The 12,383-nt window shown below is 68.9% G+C and carries 9 protein-coding genes; 8 read left to right on the forward strand and 1 reads right to left on the reverse strand.

Features of this window, described 5'->3' with window-relative positions; translation table 11 throughout:
• Nucleotides 1-160: 160 nt before the first annotated feature.
• The 8 genes from J2Y54_RS00640 (at nucleotide 161) to trxA (ending at nucleotide 12,087) form a co-directional block, all read left to right on the forward strand.
• A complete protein-coding gene (locus J2Y54_RS00640; protein ID WP_310036100.1) occupies nucleotides 161-2,506 on the forward strand; it encodes a PAS-domain containing protein in 2,346 nt (781 codons plus the stop codon).
• Nucleotides 2,503-2,946: a tRNA (adenosine(37)-N6)-threonylcarbamoyltransferase complex ATPase subunit type 1 TsaE gene (tsaE, locus tag J2Y54_RS00645; protein ID WP_310036102.1), complete on the forward strand. Its 444-nt coding sequence runs from the start codon at nucleotides 2,503-2,505 to the stop codon at nucleotides 2,944-2,946. The genes J2Y54_RS00640 and tsaE overlap by 4 nt, the downstream gene beginning before the upstream one ends.
• 26 nt (nucleotides 2,947-2,972) lie before the next feature.
• The gene (locus tag J2Y54_RS00650) at nucleotides 2,973-3,944 is read left to right on the forward strand and encodes a phosphotransferase (protein ID WP_310038414.1); all 972 of its coding nucleotides are present in this window, start codon (nucleotides 2,973-2,975) and stop codon (nucleotides 3,942-3,944) included.
• 59 nt (nucleotides 3,945-4,003) lie between these two features.
• On the forward strand, nucleotides 4,004-4,702 hold the full coding sequence (locus J2Y54_RS00655) for a nucleotidyltransferase family protein (protein ID WP_310038416.1): 699 nt from the start codon (nucleotides 4,004-4,006) through the stop codon (nucleotides 4,700-4,702).
• A 118-nt stretch (nucleotides 4,703-4,820) separates the two neighbouring features.
• The gene (locus J2Y54_RS00660; RefSeq protein ID WP_310036104.1) at nucleotides 4,821-5,321 is read left to right on the forward strand and encodes a hypothetical protein; all 501 of its coding nucleotides are present in this window, start codon (nucleotides 4,821-4,823) and stop codon (nucleotides 5,319-5,321) included.
• Between the two features lie 53 nt (nucleotides 5,322-5,374).
• Nucleotides 5,375-8,317, forward strand: coding sequence for a double-strand break repair protein AddB (addB, locus tag J2Y54_RS00665; RefSeq protein ID WP_310036105.1), 2,943 nt, complete (start codon nucleotides 5,375-5,377; stop codon nucleotides 8,315-8,317).
• Nucleotides 8,298-11,708 (forward strand): double-strand break repair helicase AddA, encoded by a 3,411-nt coding sequence (addA, locus tag J2Y54_RS00670; RefSeq protein WP_310036106.1) that lies wholly within the window; start codon nucleotides 8,298-8,300, stop codon nucleotides 11,706-11,708. Before addB ends, addA begins: the two co-directional genes overlap by 20 nt.
• 52 nt (nucleotides 11,709-11,760) lie before the next feature.
• Nucleotides 11,761-12,087 (forward strand): thioredoxin, encoded by a 327-nt coding sequence (gene trxA / locus J2Y54_RS00675; RefSeq protein WP_310036108.1) that lies wholly within the window; start codon nucleotides 11,761-11,763, stop codon nucleotides 12,085-12,087.
• A 35-nt stretch (nucleotides 12,088-12,122) separates the two neighbouring features.
• Here the strand turns inward: trxA and J2Y54_RS16135 are convergent, their stop codons facing one another.
• Complete coding sequence (locus J2Y54_RS16135) at nucleotides 12,123-12,290, reverse strand: SEC-C metal-binding domain-containing protein (RefSeq protein WP_405052855.1); 168 nt, start codon at nucleotides 12,288-12,290, stop codon at nucleotides 12,123-12,125.
• Nucleotides 12,291-12,383: the final 93 nt, after the last annotated feature.

The following is a 12,383-nucleotide window of genomic DNA, read 5'->3' on the forward strand; positions in this document are numbered from 1 at the left end:
GCGATGACAAGAGCGCGACAGTAAATTTTCACGAAATCAAGCGGGTTGGCGGCCTATCCGACGGCGTATGTCGCATAATTGCAACATCGTCCGAATGCCGAGAGGCGTTGCCGCTGCGCGAGCGAGTTCGTAAGAGCCGGACGATGAAGGGCCGTCGGCGTTGATCGAAATTTCCCAGACAGCGGCGGTCCTTGCCGGCGCGACGCTTGCGACGACTGTCGTCGCGGGCGCGGGGATGCTGTTCGCGGGACTGCGGATGCGTGCCCGTGCCGAGCAGTTGGTCGAGGCGAACGAGCGGCTGCTCACGCTGGCGGCCGGGTCGCCGGCGCTGGCCATGATTGTCCGCGCCGACGGACGCATCGACCTGCCGATCGCGCTGGCCAACCTACTCGGTTTCGACACCGTGCCGCTGCAGTTTTCCGACCTGATCGACAATGACGCGGTGCTCGCGCCGGAGGATGCGCGTCTGCTGAGCGAGGAAGTGAGCGCGGCGCAGCGAGCGGGCAAGCCGTTCCGGCTGGTCACGCCGGTGCGCGGCGCGTCGCGGACCCTGCTCGTCAGCGGCATCCGCGCCCCTGACGCGGTGCGCGCGCCCGGTGGCGCTGTGCTGTGGTTCCTCGACGCGACCGAGTCGAGCGACGAAGTCGCGCGATTCGCGGCAGAGGCGGATCGCTATCGCGTGGCGTTCGATGCGCTGACCGGGCTGATCCAGTCGGCTCCGATGCCGATGTGGTACCGCGACCCGGAATTGCGGATCGCGATGGTCAACAATGCTTATGTCGACGCGGTCGAGGGCAAGGATGCAGAGCAGGTCGTTGCCTCGGGCATCGAGCTGGTCGACGCCTCCGCGCCGGGCGGGCCGCTCGCCAGTGCAGCGCATGCGCGCGAGGTCGGTGCGCCGCAGATGGTGAAGCTGCCCGCGACGATCGGGGGGAAGCGGCGCACGCTGCACATCCATGACGTGCCGCTGCCGACCGGCGGGGTTGCTGGCTTTGCCGTCGATGTCGAGGAGCTGGAACAAGCGCGCGGCGGGATCAAGCGCGCGGCCGAGGCACAGCGCGCGATGTTCGACCGACTGTCGGCGGGTGTCGCGCAGTTCGGGCCGGATCGCGCGCTGGTGTTCTGCAACCAGCCGTTCCGCCGCATCTTCGAGCTCAAGAACGAATGGCTTGCCGACCGGCCCGAGTTCGACCGGATCCTGGAGCGGATGCGCGAGGCCAACCGTCTTCCGGTCGTGCGCGACTTTCCGGGGTGGAAGAATGAGCGGCGCGAATGGTTCCTGGCGGCCGAGAGCGCGCGCGAGGAAAACTGGACGCTGCCCGGCGGCACGCATCTGCGCGTCGTTGCCCAGCCGCTGCCCGAAGGCGGCTTGCTGACGATTTTCGAGGATCTGACCGAGCAGGTCCAGCTGGCCAGCGCGCGCGACACGTTGTTGCGGGTGCGGACGGCGACGTTCGACAATCTGTTCGAGGGGCTTGGCGTGTTTGCTGCGGACGGGCGGCTGCAGCTGTGGAACAACCGCTTCAAACAGGCCTGGGGTTTTGAGGACGCGTTCATCGCCGGTCATCCGCGCGTCGATGCGCTGGCCAAGGAAGCGGCCGGCAAGCTTGCCAAGCCGGGTCGCGCGTCGCTGATCGGCGATCTGGTTCGCGCAGCGACGGTCGAGCGGCAGCAGCGCGGTGGGTCGATCGAGTTCGCCGATGGCCGGCATTTCGAGGTGGCGGCGGTGCCGCTGCCCGATGGCAATGCGTTGTTCACGATGCTCGACATTTCCGACCGGCGGCGGATCGAGAATGCGCTGCGCGAACGCAACGACGCGCTGGAGGCGGCCGACCGGATCAAGACCGCGTTCGTCGCCAGCATGAGCTATGAACTGCGCACCCCGCTGACGTCGATCAAGGGCTTCGCCGAGATGCTCTATAACGGCTATGCGGGAGCGCTGCCGCAGACGGCGGTCGACTATTCCGCCGCGATCCTCGAGTCGGTCGGGCGGCTCGGCGATCTGGTCGACGATGTGCTTGACCTGACCCGCGATGGCGGCGCGCTGGCGCGGGAGAGCGTCGATCTGGAACTGGTCGCGGGTGTTGCGGTCGAGCATGTCCAGCCGGCGATCAAGACCAAGAAGATCGAACTGGCGGTGGAGATTCAGGGGAGCGCCGGCAGCGTGCAGGGCGACCCGCGCCGGATCCGCCAGATTGTCGAGCATCTGCTGCGCCATGCGGTGAGCGGCACCGGCGAGGGTGGCCGGGTGCTGCTGCACATCGACGGGTCGGAAAAGCGGGCGCGCATCGTCGTGTCGGACGATGGGGCGGGTATGGCGCCCGAGGTTGCCGCCAAGGCCTTCGACCGCTTTGCGCAGGCCGGGATCAGCCGCAATGGCGAGCGCGCGTTGCAGCTTGGGCTGCCGCTCGCGAAGCAGTTCGTCGAGGCGCATCGCGGGACGATCGAGCTGGTGTCGGAGCCGGGGCAGGGCACAATGGTGATCGTGGAGTTGCCGCGCGCATGATCGCGTTGGCGGATGCTGCCGCGACCGAGGCGTTCGGACGCGCGCTCGCGGCACAGGTCCAGCCGGGCGATGTCGTGGCGCTGTCGGGGCCACTGGGCGCGGGCAAGACCAGCATCGCGCGCGGATTGCTTGCCGCACTGGGGCTGGAGGGCGAGGCGCCGTCGCCGAGCTTTGCGATCGTTCAGCCCTATGAACCGCCGGAAACCGCCATTCCCGTGCTGCATGTCGACCTCTACCGGATCGACGATCCCGGTGAGGCGGAGGAGCTGGGGCTGGACGATGCGCGGGCGGATTCGCTGCTGCTGGTCGAATGGCCTGAGCGACTGCCTGACAGCGTCTGGGGGGACGCCTTGTGGCTGACACTGACGATCGAAGCCGACGGGTCGCGCGGGTTGACAGCGCGGGTGCCGGCGGCATGGAAGGACCGATGGCCCCTATGAGCGATGGCGTGATTTCGCCCCCCGACATGAACCCGCCCGAGCGGGCACCGCATTTCCTGGCCGAGATCGGCTGGGGCGATGGCGAGATCTTGCCGCTGGCGGGGGACGCTTCGTTCCGGCGCTATTTCCGGGTGCAGGCGCCGGGGCGCAGCGCGATCCTGATGGACGCGCCGCCGCCGCATGAGGACCCGCGCCCGTTCATTGCGATCGCCCGCTGGCTGACTGACCGCGGGTTCGCCGCGCCGCAGATTTATGGCGAGGAGCTGGACACCGGGTTGGTCCTGATCGAGGATTTCGGTGACGCGCGGCTGCGCGAGACGGTGGATGCCGCGCCCGAGAGCGAGTTGCGACTGTACGAGGCGGCGATCGATGTGCTGATCCGGTTGCGCGGGCACGAAGCGGCGGAACTCGATCCCTATGACGCCGCGACGTGCCAGCGCGAGGCGGCGCTGCTGACCGACTGGTACTGCCCGGCGATCGGGGTCGAGGCGGATGTCGAGGGGTATCGCGCGGCGTGGGACGCGGTGCTCGCCCCCGCGCTGGAGGGACAGCGGGTAACGGTGCTGCGTGACTATCATGCCGAGAACCTGATGCTGATCGAGGGCAGCGAGACGCTCGGCCTGCTCGATTTCCAGGACGCGTTGGCGGGGCATCCGGCGTACGATCTCGTCTCGCTGTTGCAGGATGCGCGGCGCGATGTGCACCCCGATCTGGAGGCGGCGATGCTCGACCGCTATCGGCGAATTACCGGGGCGGATCAGACATTTGTCGACGCCTATCACGTGCTGGGCGCGCAGCGGAATGCGAAGATTATCGGCATCTTCACGCGGCTGTGGCAGCGCGACGGCAAACCGCGTTATCCCGGGCTGTGCCCGCGCGTGTGGGGCTATCTCGAGCGTGATCTGCAGCACCCAGCGCTGGCCCCGGTCAAGGCGTGGTTCGATGCGAACATCCCCGCAGAGCTGCGCGGCGACCCGATGGTGGTGGTGCAGGCGTGAGCACGAAGAAGACGCTGGCGATCCGGCCCGTCCCGGCGGGCGCGGTGCCGCATACCGCGATGGTGATGGCGGCGGGGCTGGGCAAACGCATGCGCCCGCTGACCGCGATGCGGCCCAAGCCGCTGGTCGAGGTAGCGGGCAAGCCGTTGATCGACCATGTGTTCGACCGGCTGCGCAGCGCGGGGGTCGCGCGGGCGGTGGTCAATGTCCATTACCTTGCCGATGCGCTGGAAGCGCATGTCACGCATCGGGTGAAAGACATCGAGATCCTGGTGTCCGACGAGCGCAAGCAGCTGATGGAAACCGGCGGCGGGCTGGTGCAGGCGCGCGCGATGCTGGGCGACGATCCATTTCTGTGCGTCAACAGCGACAATCTGTGGATCGACGGCCCGATCGACGCGATCCGGCAGCTGGCCGCGGCGTGGGACGATGACCGGATGGACGCGCTGCTGCTGCTCGTCCCGCTAGCCCGCGCGCATTGCCATGGCGGGCAGGGGGATTTTCACCTCGACCCGTTCGGCAAGATCGTCGGGCGGCGCAAGCCGGGGCGGCTGGCACCGTTCGTCTATACCGGGGTGCAGATCCTGTCGCCGCGCGTGATCCGCGATTGGCCGGAGGGGCCGTTCTCGACCAACCTGTTCTGGGAACGCGCGATTGCGGCGGGGCGGGCATTCGGCGTGGTGCATCAGGGGCTGTGGTTCGATGTCGGCAGCCCGCCGGCGATTGCAGCGACCGAGGCGGTGTTGGCGGATGGGTGAGCGGGCGAATAGCCTTCAACGCGCAGTTGAGGAGCTGTATCGCACCTTTGCAACTTCAGCGCCGCCGATCATCGAGGGTTGCCCCTGCTGCCTCGAGACTCGAGGCGTAGACGTCCTCTTGGCGACGCCACTGCGCGAACTTACCGGCCTGGAATTGTGGAGATATGTCTCGGGCCTTTTCTATACGATCGGCAGCGTCCGGGATTACCGGTATTTTCTTCCTCGGATCATGGAAATTGCAACAGAGCCGCTAGCCGACGCAAACAATCCAGAGATTGTCCTGCATAAGCTGTCACTGGCTGGCTGGGACCGCTGGCCGGATCATGAGCGCGAGGCAATCGAGCGGTTTATCTATGCCTGGTTCGCACAGGCTGTGGCTGCTGACTTGGCGGCTGTTCACGATGGCGATGTTCCTTCTGCTGTCGCATCGATTCTATGCGGATCTTCGCTTGCCGGTATGCCGATCACGCCCATGCTGGCCGCGATCGACACCCCTGCCACGGCGGCGATCGCTGCTCAATTGACCGGTGGCGTTGATGATGGCCCGTTCACCTTCTGGAAGGACGCTCCGACCGGCGTTGATGAGCTGAGATCATATTTCAGCAAGGCGCGGTCATAAGGGGAATGTTCTCGTTGCGTGCCGTCAAGTCGCGGCGCTAGGTTGCCCAACCCATGACCACCCGCCTCAACCTCTTCACCATCCCGCCGCATCGCGCCTTTGCCGATGCTCTCGCGCAGGGGTTGATCCGGCGGCACGGCGGCGATCCGTTGCGGCTGGCGCGCGGCGTGGTGCTGGTGCCGACCAATCGGGCCAAGCGGACGATCACCGATGCGTTTGTGCGCGCGAGCGGCGGCGGGTTGTTGCTGCCGCGGATGGTGGCGATCGGCGATCCGGAGCTGGACGAGGCGGCGGGGCCGTTCCTCGATCCGGCGGACGATGACGCGCCGATCCCGCCCGCAGTCGATCCGTTGCAGCGGCGGATGATCCTGGCGCGGCTGATCGAAGCGCATGACCGCAGCGTGGATGCGGCGGAGGCGGTGCGGCTGGCGGGCGATCTGGGGCGGACGCTCGACCAGATGCTGGTCGAGGAGATCGCGCCGAGCGCGCTGCGCGACGTGGTGCTGCTCGATCACCTGACGGTGCATTGGCAGCGCGCGCTCGACCTGTTCGAAATTGTTCTGGAGAAATGGCCGCAAGAACTTGAGAAGCTTGGCCGGATCGACCTCGCCGAGCGGCGCAATCGTTTGCTCGACCGGGTTGCCCGGCGCTGGAAGGCCGACCCGCCCGAGCGCTTTGTCTGCGCCGCGGGGATCACCACGAGCGCGCCCGCGATTGCGCGGCTGCTGCGCGTGGTTGCGGCGCTGCCGCAGGGGCAGGTCGTGCTGCCTGGCGTCGATCTGGCGATGGCGGACGAGGAATGGGCGATGCTGGGGGCGTTCCCGGCTGACCCGGTAAGCGGGCGGCGCAAGCGCAGCCTGGAAACGCATCCGCAATTCCATCTGAAGCTGTTGATCGACCGGATGGGCGTTCAGCGCGGCGAGTTCGAAACGTGGCGCGTCGCGACCGAGCTCGACGCGCCGCCCGCGCGGAGCAAGGCGATTGCGAGCGCGATGATGCCCGCCGAGCGCACGACCCTGTGGAGTGATTTGCCCGCGGGCGAGCGCCGTCTGGCGGGGGTGCGCGCGCTGGAAGTCGCGACCCCGGCGGAAGAGGCGCAGGGGATTGCGCTGGCGCTGCGGCAGGCGCTGGAGGAGCCGGGGCGGACGGCGGCGCTGGTGACGCCGGACCGCGCGCTCGCCAAGCGGGTCGCGGCGCATTGCGCGCGCTGGGGCATCGCGATCGACGATTCCGCCGGGTCGGCGCTGGCGATCCTGCCGCCGGGGACGTTGTTGCTGGCGCTGGCCGAGGCGGCGGCGCAGGGGTTTGCGCCGATGGCGTTGCTGGCGCTGCTCAAGCATCCGCTGGTACGTGCGGGCGAGGCGCGGATCGGGTGGCTGGAGCAGGTCCGGTCGCTCGATCTGGCATTGCGTGGGCCACGGCCGCCTGCGGGATTGGCGGGGGTGACGGCGCATCTGGCCGATCCAGAGGGTTATGATGCACGGGTTCGTGCGCGGGCGATCGATGCATGGGCGGAGATTGCGGCGTTGCTGGAGCCGATCGAGGCGGCGTTTGCGGCGGAGATGGTGCCGCCTGCGACGCTGCTGGCGCAGTTGCGCGAAGCTGCTGAGCGGCTGTGTGGCGAGCGGATCTGGGCGGGCGTCGATGGCCGCGCGGCGGCGGCGTTGCTCGACGATCTGGAGCGCGAGGCGGTGCATGGTCCAGCGCTGATCGCCCCGGCGAGCTTGCCCGCCTTGCTGCGGACATTGATGGACGAGGTGGCGGTGCGGCCGCCACAGGGCGGGCATCCGCGTCTTGCGATCCTGGGCGTGATCGAGGCGCGGTTGCATGCCGCCGACCTGCTGGTGCTGGGCGGGTTGAATGAGGGGGTGTGGCCGGGGCTGCCCGCGCCGGACCCGTGGCTCGCGCCGCGCATCCGCAGCGAGCTGGGACTGCCGGGGCTGGAGCGGCGGATTGGCCTCGCCGCGCATGATCTGGCGCAGGGACTGGGTGCGCGCGAGGTGCTGCTGACGCGGGCGAAGCGCGATGCGGGGGCGCCGACCATTGCGTCGCGCTTCTGGCTGCGGCTGGAGGCGCTGTCGGGCGGGCTGGAGCGGGCGAGCGAGCTGGAGGCCTGGGCGCGCGCGATCGATGTGCCGGGAGTGCATGAACCGGTGACGCGGCCCGAGCCGTGTCCGCCGGTGGCGATCCGGCCGAGATCGATTCCGGTCACCGATGTCGATCGCTTGAAAGCCGACCCTTATGCCTTTTACGCCAAGCGCATGTTGCGACTGCGCCCGCTCGATCCGGTCGATGCCGATCCGAGCGCGGCGTGGCGCGGGACGGCGGTGCATGATGCGCTGGAGCAATGGGCGCGGCACGATGGCTGTGACCCCGACGCGCTAGAGCCGCGCGTGCTGGAGATGCTGCGCGCGGCGCACCCGATGATGCGCGCGCTGTGGCAGCCACGGTTGATCGAGGCGGTGCGCTGGATCGTGCGCGAGACGGCGGCGCATCCGGCGCGGCGCATCCTGGCGGTGGAGCAGGAGGGCGGAATCGACATTGCCGGGGTGCGGCTGACCGGCAAGTTCGACCGGATCGATGCGATGGGCGACGGGACGATCGGCATTGTCGATTACAAGACCGGCCAGCCACCGAGCACCAAGGCGGTGCGCGCGGGCTATAGCTTGCAGCTTGGGCTGCTGGGCCTGATCGCCGAGCGCGGCGGGTTTGCCGGGATTTCGGGGCGGGCGAGCTGTTTCGAATATTGGTCGCTGGCGCGGCGCAACGGCGAGTTCGGCTATGTCGCGACGCCGGTCGATCCGGCGGAGAAATATGGGCGGATGAAGCCCGAGGAATTCGTGCCGAATGCGGCGGAGAAGTTCGCCGATACGGCGGGGCGATATCTGACCGGGGGCGAGGCGTTTACGGCCAAGCTGCATCCCGAATATGCGCCCTATTCCGACTATGACCAGCTGATGCGCCGGGACGAATGGTATGGCCGTGAGCGGCGCTAAAATCTCTGCATTGCCTCCGCTGGCGGGGAGCCAGGGGGCGGCGTCGCAGCCCGAGGCGAGCGTGTGGCTGTCGGCGAGCGCGGGGACGGGGAAGACGCAGGTGCTGGCGGCGCGCGTGTTCCGCCTGTTGCTGCGCGGAGTCGATCCCGGCGCGATCCTGTGCCTGACCTTCACCAAGGCGGGCGCGGCGGAGATGGCGGCGCGGGTCAGCGGGCGGCTGGCCTATTGGGTGCGGGCGAAGCGGACGGAGGTGTTCGCGGATCTGGAAGCGCTGGGCGAGCCGGCGGACGAGGCGCAGATTGCGCTGGCGCGAACATTGTTCGCCAAGGTGCTGGATGCGCCGGGCGGGGGTCTGCGCATCCAGACGATCCACAGTTTCTGCCAGACCCTACTGTCGGGGTTCCCGGTTGAGGCGGGGCTGACGCCGGGGTTCCGGCCGTTGGAGGCGCGCGAGGAATCGGCGCTGGCGCGCGAGGCGCTGGCGGAGATGCTGGTGACCGCCGAGCGCGAGGGGCGCGGATGGGTGATCGACGCGGTCGGGGCGCTGAGCCTGCGGCTGGGCGAGGGCAAGGCCGAGGCGTTTCTGAGCGCCTGCGCGCGGGCGCCCGAGGCGATGGCGGCGCTGCCGAGCGGGATCCAGCCCTGGCTGCGGCGGGCGTTTGGGCTGCCTTCGGGGGATGTCGCGGCGGCTGCGGCGGAATGGTGCAGCGACGATGCGTTCGATGTCGACGGGCTGGCGCGGATTGCCGATGCCAATGAGGCGTGGGGGACCGCGACGGGCATGCGCGATGCCGGGGTGGCGCGGGCGTGGATCGCGGCGGACCCGGCGGCGCGCGTGGCGGGGCTCGCGGAACTGCGCAAGCTGGCGCTGACCGGGAAGGACGAGCCGCGCAAGGTTTCGGCCAAGCTTGCGGGAATCGACCCGCAGTATGAGGCGATGCTGATCGCACTCGGCGAGGCGTGCGTCGCGGTGCAGGGGATGGTCGCGCGGGCGGGCTATGTCGATTGCCTGGCGCAGGGGCTTGAGGCCGGGCGCGAATATGCCGCGACCTATATTACGGCGAAGCGGCGCGCGGGGGCGGTCGATTTCGACGATCTGATCGGCAAGGCGGTGGCGCTGCTCGAACAGCCCGGCATGGGCGACTGGATCCGCTACAAGCTGGATCAGGCGACCAGCCATGTCCTGATCGACGAGGCGCAGGATACCAATGTCGCGCAGTGGCGGATCGTGCGCGCGCTGGCGGACGAATTCTTTGCCGGCGAGGGCGCGCATGGCGAGGAGGTGCGCACGATCTTTGCGGTTGGCGATTACAAACAGGCGATTTTTGGCTTTCAGGGGACCGACCCGGTCAATTTCCGCGCGGCGCAGCAGCATTTCGATACGCGCGCGGCGGGGGCGCTGGATACGCTGTCGCTGGTGCACAGCTTCCGATCGACCGCGCCGGTGCTGGAGTTCGTCGATGCGGCGATCGGGGCATTGCCGCCGCCGGGAATGGGGGCATTTGCCGAGCCCGAGCCGCATGCCAGCCGGGTCGAGGGGCCGGGGAATGTGACCCTGTGGCCGCCGGTGGTGACGGGCGGGGACCCGGAAGATGAGGAAGGCTGGATCGACGACGCGACGCGCGAACTGGCCAACCGGATCGCGCGGCAGATCAAGGGCTGGATCGGCACGCTTGTTCTGGAGAGCAAGGGGCGCGTGCTGCGGCCCGAGGATGTGATGATCCTGGTGCGGCGGCGCGGCGAGCTGGCGGGGCTGATCGTCGCGCGACTCTATGCCGAGGGGGTGCCGGTGGCGGGGGTCGACCGGCTGCGGCTGAATGCGCCGCTTGCCGTGCAGGATCTGCTCGCGGCGGTGCGGTTTGCGTTGCAGCCGGACGATGACCTGTCGCTGGCGGCGCTGCTGGTGTCGCCGCTGATCGGGTGGAGCCAGGACGAGCTGATGGTCGCGGCGATGCGCGAGCGCGGGAGCCTGTGGCGGCATTTGCGCGCGACGCAGACGCCGGAGCGGCTGGAGCCGCTGTTCGGGCTGCTCGCGCGCGCTGACTTCATGACGCCGCACCGGTTTCTGGAGGCGATCCTGACCGGGCCGATGGATGGGCGGCGCAAGCTGCTCCATCGGCTGGGGGCCGAGGCGCTCGATCCGATCGAGGAGTTGCTGACGGCGGCCTTGGGGTTCGAGGGGGTGGCGACGCCGACGCTGCAGCGCTTCCTCGACTGGTTCGACCGCGGCGATGTCGAGATCGTGCGCGATGCCGCGCAACCGCAGGCGGCGGTGCGGGTGATGACCGCGCATGGCGCGAAGGGGTTGCAGGCGCCGTTGGTGATCCTGGCCGATGCGACAGCGGATCCGGTGGCGGGAAATCGCGGGGATTTTGTTGACTGGGAGCCGGAGGGCGAGGGGTTCAAGCTCCCCGTGTTCCGTCCGGGCAAGGCCGAGCGCGGCGGGCCGGTCGATGCGGCGGTGAGTGCGGCGGAAGCGCGCGAGCTGGAGGAGCATTGGCGGCTGTTCTACGTTGCGGCGACGCGGGCGGAGGAGCGGCTGGTGATCGCGGGGGCGCTGGGTCCGAAGGCGAAGGGCGAGCCGCCGGAATTGAGCTGGTATACGGCGGCGGCGGCTGGGCTGGACGCGCTGGGTGTCGAGGCGGGCGAGGGGGAGCGAAGCTTTACCGGGCTGGCGCCGACCCGTGCGGTGCCGCGCAAGGCGGTCGTTGCGGACGTGGGCGAGGCGGCGGGGGCGGTGCCCGATTGGGCGCGGCGGGCGGCGCCGGTCGAGGCGCGGCCGCCGCGGCCGCTGGCGCCGTCGTCGCTGGGTGAGGATCTGGTGGCCGATCCGCCGCCGGCTGCGGCGCTGCGTGCGGCGGCGGAGCGCGGGCGGTTGATCCATGCCTTGCTGGAGCGGCTGCCGGTGGTTGCGGCCGAGCGGCGGGCGGAGGTGGCGGAGCGCTGGCTGGCGGGCGCGGGCGGCGTGGAGGATGCGGGCGAGCGGGCGGAGCTGGCGCGTGCGGCGCTGGGCGTGCTGGCCGAGTCGCGCTTTGCCGACCTGTTCGGGCCGGAGGCGCTGGCCGAGGCACCGGTGGCGGCGGTGGTCGCTGGCGGGCATGTCGTGTCGGGGACCGCCGACCGGCTGCTGGTGACCGATAGCCGCGTGCTGGTGGTGGATTTCAAGACCGGGCGGCGCGCGCCGGGGGCGCTCGGCGATGTGCCGCCCTATCATGTCCGGCAGATGGCGGCCTATGTTGCGGCGCTGGAGGTGATCTTTCCGGGGCGCGAGGTGGTCGCGGGGCTGCTCTACACGGCGGGGCCGGTGCTGTTCGAACTGCCGGCCGAGCTGGTCGAGGCGCACAAGCCGGGCTTCGGGGCGAGCGAACAAAGCTTGCCACGCGACGCTTGAGACGTGCGGCTGCCGACCCTAGTTAGGCGGCAACACAGAGGAGAATTGAGACATGGCCAAGGCCGTTACCGACGAGAGCTTTGCAACCGACGTGCTGCAGTCCGACAAGCCCGTGCTGGTCGATTTCTGGGCGGAGTGGTGCGCGCCGTGCAAGATGATCGGGCCGAGCCTTGAGGAACTGGCCGAGGAGCTGGCCGACAAGGTCACCATCACCAAGCTGAATATCGAGGAAAATCCCGATACGCCGGGCAGCCTTGGCATCCGCAGCATCCCGACGCTGTTCGTGTACAAGGACGGACAGAAGATCGCGCAGCAGGTGGGGATCGCCGACATCAATACCAAGTCGAAGCTGAAGGCGTGGATCGAGAGCGTGGTGTAAAATATGCGGGGGCCGGGATTTCCGGCCCCCGTCTGCTATCTAATCGCGCCAATAATCATGCCGCTCCGCGCCGTCGAAACCGGCCCGAATGCATGCAGCAGCGTTTGAAATCTGTTCCCCGAACCGCACGGGCACGGGTCGTTCCGACCGAGTTTTTCGATCAGCTCCACATCGCCATGGACGAAGCGCAGGCCGCGCTTCACATGCGTTTCGGAGGGATAGCCCCGCCGCCGCTTTGAGCTACGCTCGAAAGCAGGGGGAGTCGGCGAAGGTGTCGATGCGTGCCATGATGGCCT

This window comes from Sphingomonas sp. BE123 (genome assembly GCF_031456015.1).
Lineage (GTDB): Bacteria > Pseudomonadota > Alphaproteobacteria > Sphingomonadales > Sphingomonadaceae > Sphingomonas.

What these genes read in the sequence shown, in the direction of transcription:
- J2Y54_RS00655 (WP_310038416.1), top strand. Translation starts at nt 4,004, where the DNA reads ATGGTGATGGCGGCGGGGCTGGGCAAACGCATGCGCCCGCTGACCGCG.
- tsaE (WP_310036102.1), top strand. Translation starts at nt 2,503, where the DNA reads ATGATCGCGTTGGCGGATGCTGCCGCGACCGAGGCGTTCGGACGCGCG.
- addA (WP_310036106.1), top strand. Translation starts at nt 8,298, where the DNA reads ATGGCCGTGAGCGGCGCTAAAATCTCTGCATTGCCTCCGCTGGCGGGG.
- trxA (WP_310036108.1), top strand. Translation starts at nt 11,761, where the DNA reads ATGGCCAAGGCCGTTACCGACGAGAGCTTTGCAACCGACGTGCTGCAG.
- addB (WP_310036105.1), top strand. Translation starts at nt 5,375, where the DNA reads ATGACCACCCGCCTCAACCTCTTCACCATCCCGCCGCATCGCGCCTTT.
- J2Y54_RS00650 (WP_310038414.1), top strand. Translation starts at nt 2,973, where the DNA reads ATGAACCCGCCCGAGCGGGCACCGCATTTCCTGGCCGAGATCGGCTGG.